The sequence below is a fragment of the Geobacter sp. DSM 9736 genome (genome assembly GCF_900187405.1).
GTDB lineage: Bacteria > Desulfobacterota > Desulfuromonadia > Geobacterales > Geobacteraceae > DSM-9736.
Genome location: NZ_LT896716.1, coordinates 1,226,037 through 1,249,973 on the forward strand (window position 1 = coordinate 1,226,037; position 23,937 = coordinate 1,249,973).

The 23,937-nt window shown below is 55.2% G+C and carries 25 protein-coding genes and 1 riboswitch; of the genes, 12 read left to right on the forward strand and 13 right to left on the reverse strand.

What is annotated here, in order from left to right:
* Window positions 1-32 precede the first annotated feature (32 nt).
* Complete coding sequence (gene lepA / locus CFB04_RS05805; RefSeq protein ID WP_088534397.1) at window positions 33-1,835, reverse strand: translation elongation factor 4; 1,803 nt, start codon at window positions 1,833-1,835, stop codon at window positions 33-35.
* A gap of 180 nt (window positions 1,836-2,015) precedes the next feature.
* Between lepA and yhbY the strand changes: the two genes are divergently transcribed.
* Complete coding sequence (yhbY, locus tag CFB04_RS05810) at window positions 2,016-2,306, forward strand: ribosome assembly RNA-binding protein YhbY (protein WP_088534398.1); 291 nt, start codon at window positions 2,016-2,018, stop codon at window positions 2,304-2,306.
* Window positions 2,307-2,339: 33 nt separating this feature from the next.
* On the opposite strand, the gene CFB04_RS05815 is transcribed toward yhbY, so the two are convergent.
* Entirely contained in the window at window positions 2,340-2,969 is a 630-nt protein-coding gene (locus CFB04_RS05815) for a hypothetical protein (RefSeq protein ID WP_088534399.1), read from the reverse strand.
* 75 nt (window positions 2,970-3,044) lie between these two features.
* Window positions 3,045-3,121, reverse strand: a riboswitch (cyclic di-GMP riboswitch).
* A 92-nt stretch (window positions 3,122-3,213) separates the two neighbouring features.
* Here CFB04_RS05815 and CFB04_RS05820 point away from each other — a divergent pair.
* Complete coding sequence (locus CFB04_RS05820; RefSeq protein ID WP_088534400.1) at window positions 3,214-3,408, forward strand: ferredoxin; 195 nt, start codon at window positions 3,214-3,216, stop codon at window positions 3,406-3,408.
* Between the two features lie 156 nt (window positions 3,409-3,564).
* Here the strand turns inward: CFB04_RS05820 and CFB04_RS05825 are convergent, their stop codons facing one another.
* Entirely contained in the window at window positions 3,565-4,695 is a 1,131-nt protein-coding gene (locus CFB04_RS05825; protein ID WP_172825545.1) for a deoxyguanosinetriphosphate triphosphohydrolase, read from the reverse strand.
* Window positions 4,696-4,878: 183 nt separating this feature from the next.
* On the opposite strand from CFB04_RS05825, the gene CFB04_RS05830 reads away from it, so the two are divergent.
* The 10 genes from CFB04_RS05830 to CFB04_RS05875 all read left to right on the forward strand — a co-directional run bounded on the left by CFB04_RS05830 (window position 4,879) and on the right by CFB04_RS05875 (window position 15,066).
* Window positions 4,879-5,976 carry a class II fructose-bisphosphate aldolase gene (locus CFB04_RS05830; RefSeq protein WP_231934384.1) on the forward strand — a complete coding sequence of 366 codons (1,098 nt, stop codon included), beginning with the start codon at window positions 4,879-4,881 and terminating at the stop codon, window positions 5,974-5,976.
* Window positions 5,964-6,557 (forward strand): 16S rRNA (guanine(966)-N(2))-methyltransferase RsmD, encoded by a 594-nt coding sequence (gene rsmD, locus CFB04_RS05835; protein WP_088534402.1) that lies wholly within the window; start codon window positions 5,964-5,966, stop codon window positions 6,555-6,557. The genes CFB04_RS05830 and rsmD overlap by 13 nt, the downstream gene beginning before the upstream one ends.
* A gap of 24 nt (window positions 6,558-6,581) precedes the next feature.
* Window positions 6,582-7,073: a pantetheine-phosphate adenylyltransferase gene (gene coaD, locus CFB04_RS05840; protein ID WP_088534403.1), complete on the forward strand. Its 492-nt coding sequence runs from the start codon at window positions 6,582-6,584 to the stop codon at window positions 7,071-7,073.
* A 67-nt stretch (window positions 7,074-7,140) separates the two neighbouring features.
* The gene (locus CFB04_RS05845; protein ID WP_088534404.1) at window positions 7,141-8,334 is read left to right on the forward strand and encodes a pyridoxal phosphate-dependent aminotransferase; all 1,194 of its coding nucleotides are present in this window, start codon (window positions 7,141-7,143) and stop codon (window positions 8,332-8,334) included.
* A gap of 116 nt (window positions 8,335-8,450) precedes the next feature.
* Complete coding sequence (locus CFB04_RS05850) at window positions 8,451-9,422, forward strand: PilZ-like domain-containing protein (RefSeq protein WP_088534405.1); 972 nt, start codon at window positions 8,451-8,453, stop codon at window positions 9,420-9,422.
* A gap of 257 nt (window positions 9,423-9,679) precedes the next feature.
* Entirely contained in the window at window positions 9,680-11,209 is a 1,530-nt protein-coding gene (locus tag CFB04_RS05855; RefSeq protein WP_088534406.1) for a glutamate synthase-related protein, read from the forward strand.
* A gap of 158 nt (window positions 11,210-11,367) precedes the next feature.
* The gene (locus CFB04_RS05860; RefSeq protein ID WP_088534407.1) at window positions 11,368-11,817 is read left to right on the forward strand and encodes a 4Fe-4S dicluster domain-containing protein; all 450 of its coding nucleotides are present in this window, start codon (window positions 11,368-11,370) and stop codon (window positions 11,815-11,817) included.
* On the forward strand, window positions 11,814-13,091 hold the full coding sequence (locus CFB04_RS05865) for an NAD(P)/FAD-dependent oxidoreductase (RefSeq protein ID WP_088534408.1): 1,278 nt from the start codon (window positions 11,814-11,816) through the stop codon (window positions 13,089-13,091). Before CFB04_RS05860 ends, CFB04_RS05865 begins: the two co-directional genes overlap by 4 nt.
* 40 nt (window positions 13,092-13,131) lie before the next feature.
* Window positions 13,132-14,247 (forward strand): glutamine amidotransferase family protein, encoded by a 1,116-nt coding sequence (locus CFB04_RS05870; RefSeq protein ID WP_088534409.1) that lies wholly within the window; start codon window positions 13,132-13,134, stop codon window positions 14,245-14,247.
* A 72-nt stretch (window positions 14,248-14,319) separates the two neighbouring features.
* Window positions 14,320-15,066 carry a hypothetical protein gene (locus CFB04_RS05875; protein ID WP_088534410.1) on the forward strand — a complete coding sequence of 249 codons (747 nt, stop codon included), beginning with the start codon at window positions 14,320-14,322 and terminating at the stop codon, window positions 15,064-15,066.
* Between the two features lie 182 nt (window positions 15,067-15,248).
* On the opposite strand, the gene CFB04_RS05880 is transcribed toward CFB04_RS05875, so the two are convergent.
* The 10 genes from CFB04_RS05880 to CFB04_RS05925 all read right to left on the reverse strand — a co-directional run bounded on the left by CFB04_RS05880 (window position 15,249) and on the right by CFB04_RS05925 (window position 23,876).
* Entirely contained in the window at window positions 15,249-15,977 is a 729-nt protein-coding gene (locus tag CFB04_RS05880) for a DUF72 domain-containing protein (protein ID WP_088534411.1), read from the reverse strand.
* Between the two features lie 76 nt (window positions 15,978-16,053).
* Window positions 16,054-16,941 carry a signal peptide peptidase SppA gene (sppA, locus tag CFB04_RS05885; protein ID WP_304441162.1) on the reverse strand — a complete coding sequence of 296 codons (888 nt, stop codon included), beginning with the start codon at window positions 16,939-16,941 and terminating at the stop codon, window positions 16,054-16,056.
* Window positions 16,942-17,026: 85 nt separating this feature from the next.
* Complete coding sequence (locus tag CFB04_RS05890; protein ID WP_088534413.1) at window positions 17,027-17,419, reverse strand: hypothetical protein; 393 nt, start codon at window positions 17,417-17,419, stop codon at window positions 17,027-17,029.
* A 16-nt stretch (window positions 17,420-17,435) separates the two neighbouring features.
* Window positions 17,436-17,822 carry a response regulator gene (locus CFB04_RS05895; RefSeq protein ID WP_088534414.1) on the reverse strand — a complete coding sequence of 129 codons (387 nt, stop codon included), beginning with the start codon at window positions 17,820-17,822 and terminating at the stop codon, window positions 17,436-17,438.
* 29 nt (window positions 17,823-17,851) lie between these two features.
* Window positions 17,852-18,811: an ABC transporter substrate-binding protein gene (locus CFB04_RS05900; RefSeq protein ID WP_088534415.1), complete on the reverse strand. Its 960-nt coding sequence runs from the start codon at window positions 18,809-18,811 to the stop codon at window positions 17,852-17,854.
* Window positions 18,812-18,827: 16 nt separating this feature from the next.
* Entirely contained in the window at window positions 18,828-20,918 is a 2,091-nt protein-coding gene (locus CFB04_RS05905; RefSeq protein WP_088534416.1) for a hypothetical protein, read from the reverse strand.
* 19 nt (window positions 20,919-20,937) lie between these two features.
* Entirely contained in the window at window positions 20,938-21,960 is a 1,023-nt protein-coding gene (locus CFB04_RS05910; protein WP_231934386.1) for a DmsE family decaheme c-type cytochrome, read from the reverse strand.
* Window positions 21,961-22,022: 62 nt separating this feature from the next.
* A complete protein-coding gene (locus CFB04_RS05915; RefSeq protein WP_088534418.1) occupies window positions 22,023-22,904 on the reverse strand; it encodes an ABC transporter ATP-binding protein in 882 nt (293 codons plus the stop codon).
* Between the two features lie 86 nt (window positions 22,905-22,990).
* Complete coding sequence (locus CFB04_RS05920; RefSeq protein WP_088534419.1) at window positions 22,991-23,434, reverse strand: hypothetical protein; 444 nt, start codon at window positions 23,432-23,434, stop codon at window positions 22,991-22,993.
* A gap of 28 nt (window positions 23,435-23,462) precedes the next feature.
* On the reverse strand, window positions 23,463-23,876 hold the full coding sequence (locus CFB04_RS05925; RefSeq protein ID WP_088534420.1) for a CoA-binding protein: 414 nt from the start codon (window positions 23,874-23,876) through the stop codon (window positions 23,463-23,465).
* Window positions 23,877-23,937 lie beyond the last annotated feature (61 nt).

Genomic DNA, 23,937 nt, shown 5'->3' on the forward strand with positions numbered 1-23,937 from the left:
TTCGGATGGTATGAGTAGGGGAGATGTCGGGTTTACTTGTCCTCGACCCGCAGGATGGCAAGGAACGCTTCCTGAGGAAGTTCCACGTTCCCCACGTTCTTCATCCGCTTCTTCCCTTCCTTCTGCTTCTCGAGCAGTTTACGCTTCCTGGTGATATCACCGCCGTAGCACTTTGCGAGCACGTCCTTTCGCATCGCCTTCACCGTCTCCCGCGCTATCACCTTGTTACCGATGGCAGCCTGGATCGCCACCTCAAACATCTGCCGAGGGATTAGCTCCTTCATCTTCGAGACCAGGTCTCGTCCGCGGAAGTAGGCCTTTTCTTTGTGGATGATGAGCGAGAGAGCGTCCACAGCTTCTCCGTTGATGAGGATGTTCATCCGCACCAGGTCGCTCTGCCGGTAGTCGAGCTGCTCGTAGTCGAGGGATGCGTAGCCCTTGGTGATCGACTTCAGGCGGTCGTAGAAGTCCAGGACCACCTCGTTCAAGGGGAGTTCGTAAACGATCATCACCCGGGTGGGGGTGAGGTACTTGATCTCCCGCTGAATCCCCCGCTTCTCCTCGCATAGCGCGAGAATCCCCCCGACGTATTCATTGGGGGCGTGGATGGAGGCGAGGATGAAAGGCTCCTCGAGGTAATCGATCTCCTGCACCGGCGGGAGCAGGTTGGCGCTCTCGATGGTGATTACCTGCCCCCCCACTTTATGAACGCGGTAGACGACGGTGGGAGCGGTGGTGATCAGCTCCAGGTTGAACTCACGCTCTAGCCGCTCCTGGATGATCTCCATATGGAGAAGGCCAAGGAAGCCGCAACGAAAGCCGAACCCGAGGGCGAGCGAAGTCTCCGGCTCGTAGGAGAAGGAGGAGTCATTCAACTTCAGCTTGGCAAGGGCGTCCCGAAGCTGCTCGTATTGGACCGTGTCGATGGGGTAAAGACCGGAGAACACCATCGGCTTCACTTCCTTGAAGCCGTCGAGAGGCGCCCCGCACTGCCGGTGGAAATGGGTGACGGTATCACCTACCTTGGCGTCCTTCACCTCCTTGATGCCGGCGATGATGAAGCCGACCTCTCCCGCAGAAAGCTCTGGCACCTCCCGCATCACCGGGGCAAAGACCCCCACCTTGAGCGCCTCGTAGCTGCTGCCGGTGGACATGAGAAGGATTTTGTCCCCCTTCTTGAGCACCCCGTCGATGAGACGGATGAGAATGATCACCCCCTGGTACTGGTCGTACCAGGAATCGAAAAGGAGCGCCTTGAGGGGCTTCTCCCGTTCTCCCGAAGGCGATGGAATTTTCCGCACGATCTCCTCAAGGATCTCCCGGGTGCCGATGCCCTCCTTGGCGCTCGCGTGGACGGCATCGTGGGCGTCGAGACCGATGATCTCCTCGATCTCCTGCTGGACCCGCTCCGGGTCGGCAGCGGGAAGGTCGATCTTGTTGAGAACCGGGAAAACCTCGAGGTTGTTGTCGATGGCGAGGTAAACGTTGGCGAGGGTCTGGGCCTCTACCCCCTGTGAGGCGTCTACCACGAGGAGCGCACCCTCGCAGGCGGCAAGGGAGCGGGAGACCTCATAGGTGAAGTCAACGTGGCCGGGGGTGTCGATCAGGTTGAGGATGTACTCTTTCCCGTCGTCAGCCCGGTAGGTCAGCCGCACCGTCTGCGCCTTGATGGTGATGCCTCGTTCCCGCTCCAGGTCCATCTTGTCGAGGAACTGGTCCTGCTTCTCCCGGTCGGAGAGCGCCCCGGTGTACTCTAGAAGCCGATCGGCGAGGGTGGACTTGCCATGGTCAATGTGCGCGATTATGGAAAAATTGCGAATGCGTTCTAGGCTCATATACTCACTTTGTCGTAAGGTGCAACGTTGGAAGATATAACAAGTACGTAGGCGTGTAAAGGAAAATGAGGCTGCCGCCCGGCTTGTGACGGGCGCCCGCGGGTAATGCGACCTGCCCTTGTTGCCATATAGGCAAGAGCGTGGTATAGGTCACCTACCATGGGAAAGGAAGGACGATAAATGTTAAGCGGTAAGCAGAAACGGTTCCTGAGAGGGCTCGGCCATTCCCTCAAGCCTGTTATTCTTGTCGGAAAGGGAGAGGTAGATGAGGGGCTCATTGCTGAGACAGGTGAGGCACTCGCTTTTCATGAGCTGATAAAGGTCAAGGTGCTCGAAAGCTGCCTGATGGAGAAAACAGAGGTGGCTCAGGCCATTGCCGTAGCGTGCGGAGCTGAGGTTGCCCAGATCCTCGGCCGCACCATCCTGCTCTACAAACAGAGCAAGGAACGGAAGATTGAACTTCCACGGTAAAGAAAGGCGGAGCTCCCGCTCCGCCTTTTCTGGTCAGTCGTCGTCACGACCATGTTTGTGACGCTTACGTTCTTGCTTCTCCGCTTGCTTGATTTCCTTCCAGTTCTGGTGGTCGCCCCTGCGCCGGTCCTTCCAGTGGTCGTCATGATCGCCTCTGCGGCGGTCCTTGGAATGATCATGGTCATGCCTGCGATGTTCCCTCCACTCGGGACGGAAGTGACGGCCACGATAACGGTCCCTGTCGACTTCGTAGATGCGGACCTCCTGGTCGCGATAAGCTCGTATCCGGTCGAACTTGTGCCGGCGAAGCCCCGGGGGTAGGTGCTTGTATTTGACCCGCATCCACGGTCCGTCATAGTAGGATGCCCGGTACCAGCCGTTGTCTCTGTAGAGATAATAGGCCCCCGATACATAGAAAAGGTCGTAAGGTACGCCCACCGCAACGTAGAAACCAAGGCTGGGCGGAATGATGAACTCCGGAGGCTCCTCGATCACCACCACCGGCGGGGGTGCGGAAACAACAACGGGGGGCTGAGAGATCACCACAGGAGGGGGTGCGGAGGGTCGGTTTCCAACACTGACGTTAACGTCGAAACCGACATCCGATGCGTGGAGGGGGGCTGCGCAGAGCAGCAGGAGGGGGATAAGCGCTGCTTTCTTCATCTGGTCTCCTTTCTGTCATTCCCCGACTGCGTTTGCCGGAAAATGAAAAGCCGGGGCTAAAATATCGGTGGATATTTCGGCAACCCGGCTGTCTCCTTGAGACCCTGTAGGCTTTCCGCCCCTCCCTCACAGGAGGTTTAGTATTATCGTGTATCACCTTGCGGCTTTTGTTTATGTCGGATTGTAGATACTCCGAGTCGAGTCGCGAAGTCAAGGGTAAATTGCCGAACGGAAAGGGAGCGTAATGAAAGAGGTGTATGTCGACCGGGAACAGTGCATCAGCTGCGGGCTCTGTGTTTCCCTCGTGCCGGAGGTCTTCCGGTTCGAAGAGGATAAGTCCATTGCCCACGACCCGCACGGGGCACCCGAGAACCGGATCCAGGAATGCGTCGACGGCTGCCCTGTCTCGGCCATCCATTGGCGGGAGGAGCAGGAATAAGGTGCTCCGTTAGAACATCCGCCAGAAATCCAGGTCGCTCGAAAACAGCCAGGTCGTCGCACCCGCAGAAAGCCCCGCGGAGGCGTAGCAATGCTACGCTGCACAAGCCGGCTTTCGAGGACGGCGGCGAAATGGCTTTTTTTCAGCAACATACTTCTAGACCGGCTCGTACGGTTCGTAGAGGCGTTTGTACTCATCAAGCGCGAACCGGTCCGTCATCCCCGCGATATAGTCACAGATAACACGTTCCCGCCCTACGTCCTCCATTTTCCTGAGATACTTCCTTGGCAGAAGTGTCGGGTGCTTTACATAGGTTTCGAATAGCTGTACTAGGTACCGCTCAGCTTTGACCCGCATACGCTCCACCTTGAAGTGGCGGTAGAGGTTCTCCAGAAGAAACCGCTTAAGCTCCCTGTTTTTGGCGGCCATGGAGGAACTGAAGCTGACTACCTGGCGGTTTACGCGGCGAAGGTCCTCAAGAGAAGATATTTGGTTATCCTTCAGGTTCTGAAGCGTTACCTGTGTCAGGTCCTTGATAAACATACCTATCATCGCGCTTATCGTCTGATGCTTCATCCGCTCTGGATCCAGCCCGGGATAATTTGCAGCAACCATACCTGCAGCCTCATGCCACAGCTGGACCTGCTCCAGTTGGGCCATGGATATATAGCCGGACTTGAGCCCGTCGTCGATGTCATGGTTGTTGTATGCTATTTCATCGGCGTAGTTGATCAATTGGGCCTCGACAGTTGGCACCACGCCCGGGAGGAATTCACCTATGCTTTCGACAGGCCTGTCATAAGGAGAGGAATGCTTGATGATGCCTTCCCGCACCTCCCAGGAAAGATTCAGTCCGTTGAAACCCGGGTAGCGCTCCTCCAGTTCGTCTACAACCCGCAGCGACTGCAGGTTGTGTTCGAACCCACCATAACCCTCCATCAGCCGGTTCAGAACCTCTTCACCAGTGTGACCGAAGGGAGTGTGTCCAAGATCGTGTGCAAGAGCAAGCGCCTCAGTGAGCTCTTCATTGATCTTCAATCTCCGGGCAATGGCTTTGCCTATCTGAGCTACCTCTAGAGAATGAGTAAGCCGGGTGCGGTAATAGTCCCCCTCATGGTTGACAAAGACCTGGGTTTTATATTCTAGCCTGCGGAATGCGGCACAATGGATGATCCGGTCACGGTCACGCTCAAATGCTGGACGCTGGTCCCGAAACATCTCCCGGTGTTTTCTTCCGCGGGAAAACACGCTCCGGGCTGCATAACCTGCCAGGTCGGGACGCTCCATGGCGGCCTCTTCAAAAATTTCATTTTCCTCGGTCATGGGGCGTATTTAAACCCGCTCTCCGTGGGGTGTCAACCCCAAACTTCCCCTTGACTAGCTTGAATTGACATGGTAGCTTTTACTACTTTTGAAAATTTTCATAAATCCGGGAGCAGTGCCTAAAGCCTGACAGGCATACATCCTTACATGATGAACGACAGCCTACTTGCACGAGTTCCGGATATAGTGAAAAGCCGACTCGGCTCTTCAAGCCCTCTATGCCTTCTTAACGGCAATGACATTTTCGGCGCCATCGGTCAGATCAACATGATCGTGATGGCATGCAATCCCCGGATAAGGCACGTTATACCCGGCATCATGCAGGCTGCTGAGGAACTTGACGCCATCCTCGCCTTTGAACTCACGAAATCGGAAGGTGGCATCGACGGAGGATATACGGGCATGACGCCCGAAACCTTCTTCAGCACCATTGTCGAGTATGCGGGTTCTACGAATTTCACCAAACCATTCCTCGTTCACGCCGACCACATCACCATCAAGAACACTACGGATACCGAACTGGAATCCGCACGCCTGCTAATCGATGCGCAGATCAAAGCCGGCTTCACCTCCTTTGCCCTGGACGCATCCTTCAATCCGCTTCACGAGAACATTGACATAATCGCAGACCTGGCTGCTCCCATCATTGCAGCAGGGTATTCCCTCGAAGTTGAACTTGGTGAAGTGAAGCCGGTCGGCAGCAATTCCGAGCTGACTTCTGTTGAAGAAACAGAAGCCTTTCTCGAAGGCCTCGCCGCACGGGGCATTAAACCACGTCTTCTTGCAATCGACAACGGATCCAAAACCGGGAACTATATAGAAGGTCAAATAGTAAACATAGACCTGGAACGGACCAAGCAGATCCACACGGTAGCAGAATCCTACGGCGTGTCGGGTCTGGTTCAGCATGGAATTACCGGTACTCCCATCCGTATCGTGGGGAAGCTGGCCGAATATGGAATCAGAAAGGGGAATATCGGAACCCTGTGGCAGAATGTTGCCCATGCCGGACTTCCCCTCGATCTTATGGACGCTATGCGGCAATGGGCGCGCGATCACAAGCAGGACATAAAATACGCAACGAGGCTGTTCAAGGATCAAATAGATGCCATCCCCGAGGAGAATGCGCGGCTGATTCACGAGATGGCGTATCGGGAAGCGAAGGAGTTTCTCACCGCATTCGGCGCCAAGGGAAGTGCCTCGCGGCTCGCGATTGCTTTAAAGGATTCGTCTTGCGGATTGTAGCGGGATCCGCCAAAGGAAGAAAACTGCTCGTCCCGAAGGGACAGCGGGTGAGGCCTACGGCTGACAGGGTGAAAGAAGCTGTATTCAGCATCTTGAAAACCCTCCTGGGCGATCTCGACGGCTGCCGGGTCCTCGACATCTTCGCCGGAACCGGCAACCTGGGAATAGAAGCATTGAGCCGTGGTGCAGCAAGTGCGGTCTTTATCGACAATCACCGAGAATCCGCATTGACGATCGAGAAGAACATCAGATTAGCCGGGTTCAGCGAAAAATGTCGGATAATTCAGAGCGACGCACTCCGAGCTCTTCAGGCGATTGAAAAGGAGAGAATCCGCTTCCGACTCGTCTTTCTGGACCCTCCTTACCGAATTGGATTTGCGGAGAAGGTACTCAACCACCTGGGCACTTCGACTGTAATCGAACCCGGGGCTGTTATCGTAACTGAGCATTCGCTACAGGAGAACCTCCAGGACCGTTTCGGAAACCTGCAGAAGTTCGATGCACGCACATATGGCGACACAGCACTCTCCTTCTTCAGCCCTGAGGAAAGAGAAGAATTCCCCGTTGCCGACGAGACCTGACCTTATCTACCACGAGGGGCACCAATGCCGAGAAAGATAGCTGTCTATCCCGGGTCATTCGATCCGATCACGTACGGGCATCTCGACATCATCAACCGGGGGTTGAGGATATTCGACAAAGTCATTATTGCCGTCGCTCGTAACTCGGCGAAAAACTCACTCTTCACCATCGAAGAACGCGTCGACCTGATCAACGATGTCCTCGCCGACAACGACAGGGCAATTGTTGACACCTTTGACGGCCTTCTGGTAGACTACGTCCTCGCTCATCAGGCCACTGTGATCATCCGGGGGCTCCGGGCCGTATCCGACTTCGAGTACGAGTTCCAGATCGCTCAAATGAACCGCAGCATTTCTCAGCATGTGGAGACGCTGTTCATGATGACCTCCGTCCCCTACAGCTACCTTTCATCATCCATCGTAAAGGAAGTAAGTTCGCTTGACGGGCCGGTCGAAGCCCTTGTGCCGCCCGTTGTTAAAAAAGCGCTGGATGACAAATTCCGTTCCCTTAAATAATCCAGAATAGGTTAATAACGAGAAGGACTACCCCCGGGGTCGCCCCCCACACAACAAGGAGGTAACAATGAAACTTGCAGATCGTGTTAACAAGATCCAGCCTTCCCCGACGCTGGCAATAGATGCCAAGGCAAAAGCCCTCAAGGCTCAGGGTGTCGACGTGGTTGGATTCGGAGCCGGTGAACCGGATTTCGACACTCCCGTAAATATAAAGGAAGCCGGTAAAAAGGCCATCGATGCAGGATTCACAAAATATACTCCGGTCGGCGGAACCGATGAACTTAAAGATGCAATCATCGCAAAGATGAAGAAGGACCACGGGCTGGAGTATACCAGGGATGAAATTTCCGTCGCCTGCGGCGCAAAGCACACACTCTACAACATCTCTCAGGCACTCATTCAGGAAGGGGATGAAGTAATCATACCCGCCCCTTACTGGGTATCGTACCCGGACCAAGTGGTACTTGCCGGCGGAACCCCCGTCTTCATCGAAACCGGAGAGGAAACAGCATTCAAAATCACGCCGGCCCAGCTCGAAAAAGCTATCACGCCCCGCACTAAAGCCCTTATCCTCAACTCCCCCTGCAACCCCACGGGCACCAGCTACACCCAGGAGGAGCTGAAGGCCATCGGCCAGGTCTGCCTGAAGTACGATTTTCTTATCATTTCTGATGATATTTATGAGCGGCTCATCTACGACGGAATCACCTTCAGCAATATCGCACAGGTTGTGCCGGAGCTTAAGCCCCGCACCGTCGTAGTCAACGGCGTCTCAAAGACCTACTCCATGACCGGGTGGCGTATTGGCTACGCCTGCGGACCCAAGGAGCTCATGGCCGCTATGACGAAAATGCAGTCCCAGTCGACCTCCAACCCCACCTCCATCGCCCAGAAAGCGTCGGTTGAAGCCATCGCCGGTTCCCAGGATGCAGTTGCCGAAATGGTGAAAGAGTTCGAAAAACGACGTACATACATAGTCGAGCGGCTCAACGCCATGCCGGGGGTCACCTGCTTCAAATCAACAGGCGCATTCTATGTTTTTCCGAACTTCTCAGGTGTCTACGGGAAAAGTTTCAACGGAAAGAAAATCAGCAATTCTTCCGATTTTGCAGCCTATCTTCTGGAAGAAGCCAAAGTGGCCCTGGTACCTGGAGTAGCGTTCGGAGCCGATAGGTACGCCCGCCTATCTTATGCAATCAGCATGGAGAATATCAAAAAAGGTATGGACCGGATCGAAGAAGCCATCAAAAATTTATCCTGATATGCTGAAGTTTTTCATAACTTAGACGATGAAATGCGGGTGAATCATTTTTTCACCCGCATTTTTTTTGCCGCCCCCGCCTATCCGGCGCAACAGACTCTCGATGAGGCCCAAGCTTGAGCAGCTATATCCCTCAGTACCAGAAATATTTCTCTGTAAACCAGCGGGTAATCGTACGGATACCGTTGGAAGAAGGCGGCACCTTCAAGGAATGGGCCGAAGTGAAAACTCTTCGGGAAGACCTCGTCGATGTACAGCTATCTCGAGACATCTTGCCCTCAGGTGCAGAACTCTCTTCAGGAACTACCCTGGAACTTCGAATGGGCACCAGAGGGAACGGTTACCGCTGCCGTGCGATGGTAGTGGCGACCGGAAACCAGAAGCGGCTTCGCCTGCGTCTCCTGGGGGACGTCCTTCTTGATGAACTGAGAGAGTACTTCCGCATAGATGTTTACCTCCCGCTGCAGTTGACGGTCCCAGTCAGGCAGGACGCGGAAAGAGTACTCGAAGAATGGCAGATGAGAAGAACCGTACGTCTTCGAAAAAAGCAGAAGGAGTCGCAGGCATATAATGGCTGGATTCCTGACACTAAGGAGGAAGTCCCAGCCAGAGCTGCAAACATAAGCGGTGGAGGGCTTAGAGTAACTATTCCGGAGAAACTGCATGATGGAGACCTGGTGCTTTTCGAGCTCACCCTCCCCCTTCATCCACGCATCGTGATCGATGTGGTCGGCCAAGTCATCACAAGCCAGGAGATCTACGCCGGCACCACTTCTCTTCACTCCACAGCATTCCGCTTTTTCCACATCGATGAGCGGGATAGGGACCAGATAGTAAAGTACATAACAGCAGAACAACTCGCCCTCTTACGGCATTACCGCAAAGGGCTCGAAATCTCCCCTGATGACCCGGCAATGCTGCGATTTGCACGGAAACAGGTTATTGCTCTAGCGGTGGCGTCTGGTGTGTGTCTTTTTCTTATATGGTTTCTTTCGTGGGCCTCAGCGTACCGCGCCACACATCCGAGAAGCGAACTTGAGCGTATTTTTCATAAGGGGCTCATGGAATATATCGAAAAGATCCGCTGAGTATCTTCCCCAACTCTAATACATACCAAAACTACTCTCCGGGCTACCCAATCTTTAGCTGAGCCCAATAAAGCTTTTTATCCCCCATAGAGCCATATTCCATTTTCACCCCTCGTTTAGCTACAGTAGCTCTTCTATAGACGCACACATAAAGAATTACAGACACTCACTTTTATGGCACATTTGTAGCATAGCCAAACACAATCGCATCGTCTGAACCCGGATCTGTTTACAATCCGGCCATGGAGGTTTCACAGGTGCTCTACAAAACCGTCAACGAGTCGTTCAACGAATTCCTGATTGACCGCAGCGATGCCAAGTGCATCCGCTGCAAGGTGTGCGTCCGGCAATGCTCCTATGATGTGCACGAATACGTGGATCAGGACGACTCGCTCATCGAAGACAATTCGAGCTGCATCGGCTGCCGGCGCTGCTCGGCTCTCTGCCCGACCGGCGCAATTACTATCCGCGCCAACGAGGAAACCTTCAAGCGGAACGAGTCATGGTCCAACGCCCATATCCGCAACCTCTACGCCCAGGCAGACACCGGCGGGATTCTGCTCGCTGCAATGGGGAATCCGGCGAAGTACCCGATCTACTGGGACCACATGCTCCTCGACGCATCCCAGGTGACGAACCCTTCTATCGACCCGCTCCGCGAGCCTATGGAGCTGCGCACCTACCTCGGGAAAAAGCCGCACGCAGTGGAGGTAGTCCGGGATGAAAAGACCGGGAAGCCACGGCTCGCCACGAAGCTTTCCCCCCAGATCAAGCTCGAGTACCCGTTCATCTTTTCCGCCATGAGCTACGGCGCCCTCAACCTCAATGCACACAAAGCGATGGCAGCCGCTGCCGAAGAACTCGGCACGATTTACAACACCGGTGAAGGTGGGCTCCACAAAAACCTCTACAGGTATGGGAAGAACGTCATCGTTCAAGTAGCCTCAGGGCGCTTCGGCGTGAGCGAGCAGTACCTGAACGCCGGCGTCGGAATAGAGATCAAGGTCGGACAGGGGGCGAAACCGGGAATCGGCGGGCATCTCCCCGGCGAGAAGGTGAACAGCGAGATCTCAGAGACGAGGATGATCCCTATCGGGTCGGACGCCATTTCCCCCGCCCCTCACCACGATATCTACTCTATCGAGGACCTGCGCCAGCTCATCTTCGCCCTCAAGGAAGCGACGAACTACGAAAAGCCAGTTTCGGTGAAGATTGCCGCGGTCCACCACGTGGCCGCCATCGCCTCGGGCGTGGCAAGAGCCGGAGCCGACATCATCACCATCGATGGATTCCGAGGGGGGACAGGCGCGGCGCCACAGGTCATCCGAGATAACGTCGGGATCCCGATGGAGCTCGCCCTGGCCGCAGTCGATTCCCGCTTGCGGGACGAGGGGATCAGGAACCAGGTCTCCATCGTCGTCGGCGGCGGGGTGCGCAACTCCAGCGACGCCATCAAGGCCATTGCGCTGGGCGCAGACGCCATCAACCTCGGCACCTCCACCCTCCTCGCGCTCGGGTGCACCCTCTGCCAGCGCTGCTACACCGGCAAATGCCCATGGGGAATCACCACCAACAACCCGTACCTCGCAAAGCGCCTCAACCCGGAGATCGGCGCGGAGAAGCTTGTGAACCTGATCCACGCATGGGGACACGAGATGAAGGAGATCCTCGGCGGGATGGGGTTGAACGCCCTTGAGTCGCTGCGCGGCAACCGCTACAAGCTGCGGGCTGTGGGGCTGTCTGAGAAGGATATGAATATACTTGGTGTCATGCCGGCCGGAGAGTAAATCCGGGGCAATCTCATCTACAGGCTGTGGATTTTAGGCCAGATTCTCGCACCCGCAGGAGCGACCGCGGAGGCGTAGCCCGGCTACGCTGCACAAAGGAGCAACGAGGACGGCAGCGAGATGGCCTGAAAGCCGCAGCCCCTACAACAGGAACAGCTATGAAGCGAATCTACACACTTGAAGATGCCTGTATCGGGTGCCACCTCTGCGAGGTCGCCTGCATCACCGAACACTCTACCTCCAAGAACCCCATCAAGGCGTTCCTCCACGAGCCGCAGCGTCCTATCTCACGCTGCACCGTCGAGGAATTGGACGGGGGAGTGGTATCCTTCTCCACTACCTGCAGGCACTGCGACGAGCCGGAATGCCTGAGAGCCTGCATCTCCGGGGCGATCCAGAAGAACGAGAACGGCGTGGTCAGGATCGATGCCGAGCAGTGCGTGGGTTGCTGGTCCTGCGTTATGGCATGCCCCTACGGCGCGGTCCAGCGCAACGTGAACCGGAAGAAGGCCAACAAGTGCGACCTCTGCCCTGATCGCTCAACTCCGGCCTGCGTGGAGGCCTGCCCTAACCGGGCACTGGTGTACAAGGAGGGAAGCCAGAAATGAACTACGTCATCATCGGCAATTCCGTTGCAGCCGTCGGAGCTGTGAGAGGCATTCGCACCGTCGACCAGGAAGGGACAATCACCGTCATATCCCGCGAGAAGCATACCGCCTACGGCCGGCCGCTCATCTCCTACCTCCTCGGTGGGCTGATCACCGAGAAGCGGATGGCTTACCTCCCCGAGAACTTTTACGAGAAGAACCGGGTGAACCTCCTCCTAGGTTCCGAAGTGGTAGGCGTCGACACCGCCAAGAAGACATTGAAGCTGGCCGGCGGGGACAAGCTCCCCTTCGACAGGCTTCTCATCGCCACCGGCGGTGATCCGTTTGTCCCCCCCATCGAGGGTCTTGCCGGTAAAGAGAAAATCTTCACCTTCACCACCTGGGACGATGCTGCAAAGCTCAAAGGGGTTGCCGACGACATAGAACGGGTCGTGGTGATCGGCGGGGGCCTCATCGGCCTCAAGGCGGCTGAGGGTCTCCACCTCCTCGGGAAGAAGATCACCATCGTCGAACTCGCCGACCGGATCCTCTCTGCCGCCTTCGATCGGGCAGCGGGACGGGTGGTGGCCAAGAAAATGAAGGCCAACGGGATCGACGTAATTACCGAGGACACCGTGGTGCGCATCGAAGGCGACGGGGCAAAAATCGCCGGCGTCACACTCAAGTCCGGCGACTTCCTCCCCTGCGACACAGTCATTGTCGCCATCGGCGTCCGTCCAGCCTCCTCCTTCCTCAAGGGGAGCGGAGTGGAAGTGAACCGTGGTGTCGTCGTCGACGACCGGATGCAGACGACTGCCGAGGGTATCTATGCCGCGGGTGACGTGGCCGAAGCACGCGACTTTTTTTCCGGAGACAAGAACCCGATGCCGATCTGGCCCGACGCCTACATCCAGGGGGATGTGGCGGGGGTTGCCATGGCAGGCGGGGAAAAGCGCTACGGCGGCGGACTCGCCATGAACTCCATCGAGCTCTTCAAGGTCCCCACCATCTCGATGGGAATCACCAACCCGGGAGACCCGAAGCGCTACGAAATCCTCACCTACCAGGATCTGGAAAACTACCAGTACCGGAAGGTGATCCTCGAGGGGAACAGGATTGTCGGTGCAGTCCTGGTCCGGACCGTCGACAGAGCAGGAATCTTCTCCGGGCTGATCCGCGAAAAGGTCGACATCACCCCCTTCCGGGAAAGACTCCTCGCTCCCGACTTCGGGTTCGCGCACCTGACGAAGGAAATTCGCACCATCCTCTTCGGCCCCTGCGGCAAAGCCGCCTAAGCCAAGGATCAAGGTTGAGAACAACCGGAGGCAATAGCTAATGAATCGTAAACCTACACATAACTTTCAAAAAGACATCTCCAACTGCGGTCTTACCGGCTTCATCTCCACCTCAGGAAAGTCTGTGGAAGGGAGCGTCATCATAAAATCTATCTCCCTCATGCACGACCGCGGTAACGGCCTTGGCGGCGGCTTTGCAGCCTACGGCATCTACCCCGAGTACAGGGAGCTCTTCGCCTTCCACCTCATGTACGAAAACGACATGGCGCTGCAGCTCACCGAGGAGTACCTGGAGACGCAGTTCAAGATCGAGCACGAAGAGGACATCCCCACGCGGAGGGTTTCTGCCATAGCCAACCCGCCGGTCTTCAAGCGCTACTTCGCGCAGCCGCTGGAAACGGCCGAGTACCGGGAAGCCATTGATTTCCAGAACATGACTGACGAGGACGTCATAGTCAGACACGTGATGCGGATCAACAACGAGATCGAAGGAGCCTTCGTCGTTTCCTCCGGGAAGAACATGGGTGCTTTCAAGGGGGTGGGATACCCGGAGGAAATCGCCGACTTCTTTCGCCTGGAGGAGTACAGCGGATACATCTGGACCGCCCACAACCGTTTCCCGACCAACACCCCCGGATGGTGGGGGGGCGCGCACCCCTTCACCCTCCTCGACTGGTCCATCGTCCATAACGGCGAGATCTCTTCCTACGGGATCAACAAGCGGTACCTCGAAATGTACGGCTACCTCTGCACGATGCTCACCGATACCGAGGTGGTCGCCTACATGCTCGACCTCCTCATCCGCAAGCACGGACTCACACCAGAGCTGGCAAGCCTCGCCCTCGCCTCCCCCTTCTGGGAGCTGATCGACGCTCTTCCCGAGGACGAGCGGCAGCTCTTGACGGCACTGCGCCAGACGTACGGGAGCGGGCTCCTCAACGGCCCCTTTGCGATCCTCTTCGCCAGCAACGAAGGGCTGATCGGACTGAACGACCGTGTCAAGCTCCGGCCCCTCATCTGCGCCACAAAGGACGACTTCGTCTATATGGCCTCTGAGGAGGCGGCAATCAGGGAAATCTGCCCGCAGCCGGACCGGGTCTGGGCGCCGCGGGGAGGCGAACCGGTAATAGCAAAACTTCAGCCGGGGGTGGTGTAAGGCAGGAAGAGGTAAAGGTAGAGGTAGAGGTAGAGAAAAACCAAGCTACGCTTTGCTGTGCAAGGAGCATTTATGAGAATCGACGCGCAAGGAATGTACTACAAGGACCTCAACGGCAAGATCCGTGAAGCGGTTTCCGCTGGAGCCGCCGAGATCGACCTCCTCAACGTCAACGGCCAGTACTTCATCGGCGACGGGATCAACAAGCCTGTCACCCTCACCATTCACGGTGTCCCCGGTAACGACCTCGCTGCTTTCATGAACGGAGCGAAGATCGTCGTCAGGGAGAATGCCCAGGACAACATCGGAAACACGATGAACGCCGGAAAGGTGATCGTCCACGGCCACGCTGGCGACGTGCTCGGCTACGGCATGCGGGGCGGCAGGGTCCACATTCTGAAGGACGTTGGATACCGCGTCGGCATCCACATGAAGTCGTACGACGAGAACAAGCCGGTCCTCGTGGCCGGCGGGAAGGCAGGGGACTTCTTCGGCGAATACATGGCAGGCGGTGTCCTCATCCTTCTCGGGATGTACTCCGACGAGCCTGAGAAGCCGAAGCACGGATACTGCTTCGGCACCGGAATGCACGGCGGCGTGATCTACGTCCGCGGCGGGGTCGACGAAGGGAAACTCTCCAGGGAGGTCGGGGTCTTCGACCTGACGCCCGAGGACAAGCAGGAACTGGAAGGATACCTCAGGGATTACTGCAGCGACTTCGGTTTGGACGTGAAGCAGGTTCTCAAGGAGAAATTCGTGAAGATCGCGCCGAAGAGCAGGCGGCCCTACGGCAACATGTACTGCCCGATGCCGCGGTAGACGATTGTTGAAAAACAGTCATCTCGCCGCCGTCCTCGAAAGCCTCCGTGTGCGGCGTAGCGCTGCTACGCCTCCGTGGAGGCTTTCTGCGGGTTCGACGATCTGACTATTTTTGAACAACCTGACTTTTCAATAGCCTCGTACAATTTCTATAGCGGGGCCTTCACGGCCCCGCTCATAACCTACCCCTCCATCATCCCCCTAAGCTCTACCGCGTTCCGCGGCGCATACCCCCCAATATCGTTATTGAAATAGATGTAGACGTCCCTCCCCTTTTCCAGATACCCCCGAATCCGTCCTGCGTCGACCTCCAGTTCCTTGGCGGAGTAGTTTCCGGTGTAGTGCATGTCGTGACCGTGTCGCCTGATGTAGACGAAATCTGCAGTTTGGGGTGGATCGACAAGGAAGGGTGGGTTGTCGGCGGCGCAGATGTTCACGCCGTAGCGGCGGCAGATGTCGGTTACGCTGGGAATAAGCCAGCTCGGGTGGCGGAATTCAAAGGTGTGGCGCACGGGATAGGGAGCGATGAGCTCGAGGAACGACGCGAAACGGTCGAGGTCGAGCTGGAAGCCCGGGGAAAGCTGCCAGAGTACCACCTTCAGCTTGTCACCGAGATTGCGGGCGGCATCGAAGTAGCGGTGTACCGCTTCCTCGGCGTCGGCCAGACGCTTGATGTGAGTGATGAACCTGCTCCCCTTTATGGCGAAGGCAAACCCTGACGGGGTATCATTTCTCCATTTCGAGAACGTTTCGGGGGAAGGGAGACGGTAGAAGGTTACATTCAGCTCCACCGTGGAGAAGACGGTGCAGTAGTGCTCGAACCACCTTCTCTGGGGGAGCTTTTCAGGGTAGAAATTCCCCCGCCAGTGCTTGTAATTAAAGCCGCTGCACCCGATTTCGATAGATGCCATCGAACCCTCGCAACAACCTGTTCTTCCATCAACAGATTATCTACCACGTTACCACAACCTCCCGAAGGCGCAACATTCACCATACTCCTGCAGCAGGTTCATATATGGCGCTGAGTCCCGTCTCCTGCCGGAGCGTCTGAGTAACTCTGACGGCAGCCTCCTCAACTAGCAGATCGAGAAGGAGTTTCTTCTTTTTCGGCGGGCAGATCACCTGCGGTTCTCCCTGGATTCCTCCGAGTCTGCCGGCCTCCTCGATGGCATCCTGAAGAGTTCCCAGTCGGTCAACGAGCTTCAGATCCTTTGCCTGCTCCCCTGACAGCACACGGCCATCGGCTATTTTTCTTACCTCATCTACCGGTATTTTTCGTCCATCAGCGACAGCCCGGACGAATTGGCTGTGGGCACTGTCGATTACGCTCTGCAATACCCCCTTCTCCGCTTCAGTCAAAGGACGGAGAGGAGAACCGGAGTCCTTGAACTCTCCTGTTTTCAAAGTAAAAGCTTTCAGCCCTATCTTATCCATCAGCCCTTGCACATTCGTAAGCTTCATCAGAACGCCTATACTGCCGGTGATGGTGCCTGGATTGGCAAATATGAGACTGGCGGGGGCGGAGATGTAGTATCCACCGGAGGCGGCGAGACTACCCATCGAGACCACCACCTTCTTACGGCCCGCCAGCTTCTTCACCTCGTCGTGAATCTCCTGTGATGGTGCCACTATTCCACCAGGTGAATCGACACGTAAAACTACAGCCTTCACACGACCATCCTTTCCAAGATCGCGCAATTGCTTCACAACTTCCTGAGAGTCCAGGATCATCCCCTTCACCTCAACGAGACCTACCCCATCCCCCCTGAGGGTTCCAGCTCTACTAAAAAGAAGAATTACTGATAATACGGCGGTTAAAGCGCAGGCCAAAAAACCGCCCGCAACGACCCAAACCCATACCGGCGTTTTTTTCACGCTAGCTTCTCCTGGTTCGAAAGGAATACGCTCCGTTTATCCGGGCGACATATTAACTGCAAAAATCTGAATAGAGACAAGACGATCAGCAGCCGCAGCCACAATTGTGGCAGACCTTGCGGTTGTGATCTTCGGGGGGGATTGTTTCAGGAGCAAAAGCAACGCGGTTCACAGCTCTCCTGATATCTTCCTGGAGGTCGAGATTTGCACTCTTACCTATGACATGCCCGACACACAGACTGCTGAACCCATCTGCAGGCGAGGATATCCGGACCGAGTTAAGCAGGTCAGCATAGCTGTTGATTGCGATGGTAATGGCGTCGTTTTCCGCTCTTTCGAGTTGGACGCCGTACCGCAACAGATCTCCCGCCAGGTCTTGCAAAAACGATTCGAACGACGGACCGGCGATATCCACCTGCCAATCGTTTCTCACGTGTTCCTGACGAAAGAACGTCAGCACCATTTTCTTACCGTTCATCCCTGCGCTTCCTTTCTTACCCTACCTGAGCCTTTTTCTGGAGCGAACTGAAGATCATGTCCAGTACTGCCTGCTGCTTCGATTCGAATTTATTGAGAACCGCGAGACAGGTTCCAAGGGGAAAATGCTCATGGAGGTAATCCGCATCCCTGCCTGAAAGAATAATGATCCTGTTCTTGTCGATGCCGATTTTCGAAGCGAACTGGAATATCTTCATCCCGTCGATCATCGGCATTTCAAGATCTATCACAAGAAGGTCGATCCCCTTCTTACGTATGATCTTCAACGCCTTGAGCGGTTCGTTGCAGACTTCGACCTGCAGAAGCGGATAATACAATTTGATGTTGTTGCTCAATGCGGTCGAATAAGTTTTATCATCATCTACGATCAGGATCTTTCCCATTTACACCTCAGACCTGCTGCTGGTCTCCATTACTTCAACACCCTCGTCGCCTGGCCAAGCACCTGAAAAGGAACGTGAAGATCGAGTGACTTCGCGACACGCATATTGATGACGAGGTCCACCTTCTTGGGGGAGATAATCGGCATCTGAAGAGGCTTTTTCCCACCTATTATCCTGGCCGCGTACTCCCCGGCTAGCTGGCCCTGCTCCGCCGGACTTACTTCCAAAGAAATAAGAGCTCCTTTTTCGCAGGCATCCGGCATTTGCGACACGACAGGTATACGGTGCTCATTGGCTTTCTGTACTATCTTCTCAAATCCACGGCACCCCACGGCGCATTCGGAGACATAGATGGAGTTTACCTGGGAGATAACGGAATTCAATGCTCCATCAAGCGCTGCCACGGAGGAAACGTTTAACTCGGTGACAAGAAAACCCTGCTGAGCCGCAATTCGCTTGATCTCCTTCAGCTGCACCATGGACCCGATCTCCCTGGAATTGTATACTACCGCGATGTTCTTGATTGGCTTTATCCCAAGGAAATTGGAGATGAGTGTCGTCATGGGCACCTTCGAGCTTACCCCCGTCAGATTATGGCCGGCGACCGTCAGACTTCGCGTGATTCCCGTTTCCACGGGGCCATAGACATCCACGAACACTACCGGCACATCCACTGATTCGCGAACAGCCGCCAGTGTGACCGGAGCGCCGTACGTCACTATTATGTCGGCACCTAGAGCATTCAGTTTCCTGATGCTGTTCGCCCAGGAAATCGGATCCGGATTCGGCGTCTGAAGAACGATATCAAGATTATCCCGATCGAACCCCCTGGCCGCCAGACTTTTGACGAGCGCCTTATGAGCCTCCCGGTAGCGGGGTTGATCGCTGCTGATCACCGCAGCCAGGAATTTACCTGCGGCAGTGGCGGATACTGCCGGTGATAGCAGCAGCATAAGCAGCAAAATGTATTTAATGCAGCGTAGCGACATCAATGCTCCGGAAGTATTACCATGCGGCGTTCAGCAAGAGCATGTAGCTGTGAATCGTGCCATTGAAAATAGAAGCACTGGCCTCATCGTCATAGTCGCGGAATGAATAATCGAAGGCACATGAGACATTTTGCGTAATCCGATACTCCGTTCTGGCAGAAACCGTACTCTCAACTGTCTTCGTACGTGAGATATCACGGATTGAGGCAGTATCCCCGATAACAGCGCCACCCTGGGAGACTGCAAGAAAAGCCGGATCAAACTCGGACAGAGAACGTACCTGCTGGAGGAGAACCGAAAGATCGAGATTCTCGTTTAACCGGTAGGTGGAGTTTAGTGCGTAGACGTGCGCTTGGGAAGTGAAGGCTGCTGCATTGGACACTGCATCGGCAAAGGATGTGAAAAGGACCGATTGGTCGACTGAAGTACGGAGGAATCCGTAACTCGCGGTGACAGTGAAATCGGTAAGGGGAGTTGCCCACAAGCTTGCTGTAAGCCTGTTGTCCCTCTTGTCCCTTGCTAGCGGCGACCCGTAATTGCCGAAAGTAATATCGGGAAAAGTAAGTATAACCGAACGGGCTATGACGTCGTTTGAATCACGTGCCGCCACGTACCCGGCAGTTGCTCCCCAGCGATTGGAGCTGTTGTAAGTTGCCAGGAGCTGCCCCTCGTGACGTTCAGAGAATGAAGTGCCGTACGAGGGGGTATCGGCGGAGCTGTATTCGTACTGTGCCTTCAGGCGCAGCCCCTTGTAGGCTCTGCTTATGACGGAAAATCTTCCCCTATGGGTGGTTGTCGTCTCAGGCAAGTCTCTCCAGTGCATCAGCGTATCCCGATCGCCAAGGTCTGAACGGCGGAGGAAGCTCCCCCGGTATTCGCCAACGAAGGTCAGTGAATTGGCCGGCCTGACGGACAAGGTGGCTGTGACAATGTTGTTCACGCTGTCAAGTGTCGGACGCACGGAGATGGCGTCGGTGAAACGGCTCCCGATGGTTGCCGGAGTGCTGTGGTCAACCTCCTGCAGCCGGTATTTTATAGCCAGCGAAAACTCCTTGCAGGGGGTGTAGACAAAATCGGTGGCAGCGTTATGGAGGGTGGTTGAAGTACCGTCAGCTCCAGAAATATCCGACAATCTGGAGAGATTTTCCCTTTTACCGTAAGAATAGGATGCGGCTCCGACGAGACCGCCAGCCAGGGAGGTGTGGAATTTTACGGTGTGCGAGATGAGCCTGCTGTCAGGGTCCTCGTTATGCTGCTGAAGTCCTGCAACTCTCAAGGGGTTACCGCCGACAAAGCTGGTTACCGGTATCGGCGCATCATCTGCGAACTGCCTCACCTGAAAGGAGTAGATGAGGTCGACGGGGCCAAGATGAGTGTCGAAACCGATGGTGCCCTCATGGGTTTTCCGGTCGACAGGGCGACTGACTGCGTAGATACGGTTCAGGGGTCCCTCGAACGCTTGATCGGCAAAGATCTGCTGGCGGTTCCCTTCCCGGAAAAGCCGCCAGTATCCGAGGTTCAGGTGGAACGGGAAGTCGTGGATCTTGTATCGGAAGGTTGCGAGGTCCTGTTCGGTGCGAATTCCGTAGCGGTAAGTCGGGTCGGGAACAGCCACGTAGGATGCGACACTGGGGCTGTCAGCGCGCCCTGTAAAAAAATCGGGCGTAAACAGCTCCTCCCGGTCCAGGTTGTGGAACATCGATTCGGTGCGGATGTGAAACCTGTAGTCTCCCCGGTAGTCGAAAAGCAGATCACCGTAATAATCATGATCGTTGAGAAAACTGCCGTCGAGGGAGTATTTTAGATTCGCTCCGAGCCTGTTGTAATAGGCTCCGAAGACGGGGCTCGAGTGGAGGTAGTCGAACTCCGCCCCCCTTCCGCCATACCCGTCGATCTGGAGAAAACGGTAGCCCAAATGCCCGCCGGTAACGATACGAGGCTCCAGGGGAGCAGTGTCGGCATTACCCCCGTCCGCACCATCCTCGGAATCAGCGATGACATAAGGCTGATCGTCCGCCTCCGCCACCAATGTCTCAGCTCGAGCGGAAACGGCGGCTGCCACGAGAACGACAGGGATGGACAGCTTCCAGAGCAGTTGTCTCAACACGCGAATACTCCTTGCCGGCCTACTGACGAAGCGTTCCGGGACCGGTGAGGGCCGGGGCCGGTATGTCGGTGCCGTGGACCTGGGAATGGCAATCAGTGCAGCGGTTGGTAAAGAGCTTCTTCAACTCGGTAGCTCCTGTCCTGTACTCCCCAATCGAGTTCTGGGGATAATTGATCATGTGCCCCGCATGGCACTGGAGGCAGAGAAAGGGCATCGAGGCGCTGAGCAGGTTGTTATTGACGGAACCATGCGGCGTATGGCAGTTGGCGCAGTTTTCGGTGACGTCGCCATGCTCGAATACAAACGGCCCCTGCTTTTCCATGTGGCACCTGGTGCAGGTATCCTTCGGAGTTATCCCCCGCAGGAGATGCTCCTGAGTGGACCCGTGCACCTCGTGGCAGTCGACGCAGGCAATCTTCTTCTCAAGGAGCGCATGGTGAGAGAAGAGCTGGTTTTCGGCCTTCACTTCCGGATGGCAGCCGTAGCACATCTCTGCCATCTCCCGATGGCTCACCTTCTGCTGCGGCCCTTGATGAAGCTTATGGCAATCGAAGCAGCTCACGTCGTTGAGAGCATGGGCGCTGGCATTCCAATGAGCGAGGGCGGGAATGGAAGCGGCTGAATGACACTTAAGGCAGATCAGCGACTGTGCCTGGGGAGGAAGGTTCATGATATCCAGGAAGGTGGTGGTGTCGCACTTTTTGTTGAGGCGGTCGTTCTCTTCCGGATTGTCCGGCAGATTCTCTATTGCCAGGCTTCCCGGACCGTGACACGACTCGCAATTCACCAGGGGAAGTCGTGTTTCCGGTTTTATCTGCTCCCCATGTACGCTACGCCTGAAATCGTCGGTGATTCCGTCATGCTTGTGGCATTTGGCCACACAGTTGTCGGTTCCGACATATTCGGCATCTAGGCGACCAACGATCATCCTCTCGTATTCACGTACCGGAAAGAGCGGTTTACTTTCCTTGAGGTTGGCACAGGCGGCGAGAAAAAAGGAAACCGAGGACAGCAGGAAGACCCACCCGAAGATACGTCGCAAACGCTTCTCCTCCTTTGACAGCACACACAGCCGTAAGATGCAGCGGCACATAACAAGGCGAACTATTCTTTCGCAATACCCTTCGTCGTAGTATAGATGAATCCGGTAACGATAGGATTACTGCTCCCCTTGATCTCCCGAGGGGTTCCGACCTCGACTACCCTACCGTCATGCATCATGGCGAGCCGGTCAGATATGTAGAGCGCGAAATTGAGATCGTGAGTAACGATTACAGTGGTGTTTTTGGTAGTTTCTTTCAATTTGATAATCGTGTTGGCCAACTCGTCGGTGGTTACAGGATCGAGTTCGGCTGTCGGCTCGTCATAAAGAATAAGGTCGGGATTCATAGCAAGGGATCTGGCTATTGCCACCCTTTTCTTCATTCCTCCCGACAGTTCTGAGGTACGCAGTGTTTCGGTTCCCTCCAGCCCTACCAGGGCCAATTTCTCGCGTATGATCTCCCTGATTCTGTATTCCTTGCATATCCGCTTTTCCCTAAGCCATAACCCAACGTTTTCACCGACGGTCAGAGAATTGAAAAGGGCAGAAGATTGAAAGACCATACTGTACCGGTAGTCAGGCACGTTCGTTGTGCGATTCTCGCTGAAAATCGGCAACTCATCGATGTATATCTCTCCTGAATCCGGATTCTCCAGTTTCACCACATGCTTCAGAAGGACGCTTTTCCCCGTTCCGGATGGACCAATGATTGAAAATGTCTCTCCAGGTCGGATCTCCAGATCGACATCCTTCAGGACATGCTTTTCCCCATAATACTTGTTCAGCTTCTCTATCCTTATGGAGACCCCACGGGTATTGGAAAGATTGATGGCGCATTCAGGTTCTTCATCATGAAAGATGGACCCGGACAAACCATGCTTCAATTTGTCGAAAAAAATGCCAACATTGGATTTGTGATGGTCGTTGAGGAGCTTAGGAAACACGTTAATTTCCCTTTGACGGTAGTGAAATCACCGAATTCGGCACTTCATGCAGGAACAGGCACAGCGCCCGCTCCTTGCTGGATGCTTCAGAAGATATACCTGCGCGCGTTGGTAAAGTAGCTCTTGTGCCGATAGATGTACTGGGTAAGCAAAAGTATGGCCAATGCTGCAGCGACATTATTAACCACCAGAGCTTCCTGCTCTATCCGCCCCCCAAGCACTTTTTCAAGTTCAGCAGGGGCGATGAGAGTGAGGTTGACGATGGTATTGCAGATCTCAAAAAGATTGTAGAAGAGGAGAAGATACCATGTCAGCATCTGCCGTTTCATGAGGCCAAGAAACAGGTAAAGGCAAACGAGGCTATCGGCAAATACTAGAACCTTACCTGGGGTGTCGAGATAGATCTTCCCCATAAAGGGAAACGGGTTCCCGAAGGTGGAGGCCGAAACAAGAAAGAAAAAAAGGTACAGGCCGGTGATCAGCGTCAACCCGAGAGGTCTACGTATTTCCTGCTCATCAGTCTCTGTCATTGAAACCTCACACGCATCGGACTGAGAGTTAGTGGGTTACCAGGAACCGGTGCTCCTTCAGGATGCACCTGTCCATAATCACCGTGAGACCAGCCTCTTCTGCTCGTCTTGCAGCATCTTCATTCACTACACCTTCCTGCATCCAGACTACTCTTGCACCTATTGCTATAGCGTCTTCCACTATGGAAGGGACTGCCTCTGAACGTCGGAAGATATCGACTATATCGACCTGATCGGGGATATCACGAAGGCTGGCGTAGCATTTTTCTCCGAGAATCTCCTGCTCCGCCGGGTTAACAGGAATAATGCGAAAGCCGGCGCGCTGTAGATACTGTGCGACTCCGTGGCTCGGTCGGAAGTGATCCGATGAGAGCCCCACGACGGCAATTGTTTTGCACATGTTAAATATCTGTTTCAGGTCCTTCCCTATTTGTGCTTGCATGGCTCCTCCCTTCACTTTCTTCTCATGTCGCTGACCCAGACACAGATGAAGATGACTACCA

Bases quoted from the DNA above. Each gene is read 5' to 3' on its own strand.
- CFB04_RS05920 (WP_088534419.1), bottom strand. From the start codon at position 23,434: ATGACAGAGACTGATGAGCAGGAAATACGTAGACCTCTCGGGTTGACG.
- CFB04_RS05865 (WP_088534408.1), top strand. From the start codon at position 11,814: ATGAACTACGTCATCATCGGCAATTCCGTTGCAGCCGTCGGAGCTGTG.
- CFB04_RS05815 (WP_088534399.1), bottom strand. From the start codon at position 2,969: ATGAAGAAAGCAGCGCTTATCCCCCTCCTGCTGCTCTGCGCAGCCCCC.
- CFB04_RS05900 (WP_088534415.1), bottom strand. From the start codon at position 18,811: ATGTCGCTACGCTGCATTAAATACATTTTGCTGCTTATGCTGCTGCTA.
- CFB04_RS05830 (WP_231934384.1), top strand. From the start codon at position 4,879: ATGATGAACGACAGCCTACTTGCACGAGTTCCGGATATAGTGAAAAGC.
- CFB04_RS05820 (WP_088534400.1), top strand. From the start codon at position 3,214: ATGAAAGAGGTGTATGTCGACCGGGAACAGTGCATCAGCTGCGGGCTC.
- CFB04_RS05895 (WP_088534414.1), bottom strand. From the start codon at position 17,822: ATGGGAAAGATCCTGATCGTAGATGATGATAAAACTTATTCGACCGCA.
- CFB04_RS05825 (WP_172825545.1), bottom strand. From the start codon at position 4,695: ATGGAGCGTCCCGACCTGGCAGGTTATGCAGCCCGGAGCGTGTTTTCC.
- coaD (WP_088534403.1), top strand. From the start codon at position 6,582: ATGCCGAGAAAGATAGCTGTCTATCCCGGGTCATTCGATCCGATCACG.
- CFB04_RS05845 (WP_088534404.1), top strand. From the start codon at position 7,141: ATGAAACTTGCAGATCGTGTTAACAAGATCCAGCCTTCCCCGACGCTG.
- CFB04_RS05870 (WP_088534409.1), top strand. From the start codon at position 13,132: ATGAATCGTAAACCTACACATAACTTTCAAAAAGACATCTCCAACTGC.
- lepA (WP_088534397.1), bottom strand. From the start codon at position 1,835: ATGAGCCTAGAACGCATTCGCAATTTTTCCATAATCGCGCACATTGAC.
- CFB04_RS05880 (WP_088534411.1), bottom strand. From the start codon at position 15,977: ATGGCATCTATCGAAATCGGGTGCAGCGGCTTTAATTACAAGCACTGG.
- CFB04_RS05890 (WP_088534413.1), bottom strand. From the start codon at position 17,419: ATGAACGGTAAGAAAATGGTGCTGACGTTCTTTCGTCAGGAACACGTG.
- CFB04_RS05860 (WP_088534407.1), top strand. From the start codon at position 11,368: ATGAAGCGAATCTACACACTTGAAGATGCCTGTATCGGGTGCCACCTC.
- CFB04_RS05925 (WP_088534420.1), bottom strand. From the start codon at position 23,876: ATGCAAGCACAAATAGGGAAGGACCTGAAACAGATATTTAACATGTGC.
- yhbY (WP_088534398.1), top strand. From the start codon at position 2,016: ATGTTAAGCGGTAAGCAGAAACGGTTCCTGAGAGGGCTCGGCCATTCC.
- CFB04_RS05875 (WP_088534410.1), top strand. From the start codon at position 14,320: ATGAGAATCGACGCGCAAGGAATGTACTACAAGGACCTCAACGGCAAG.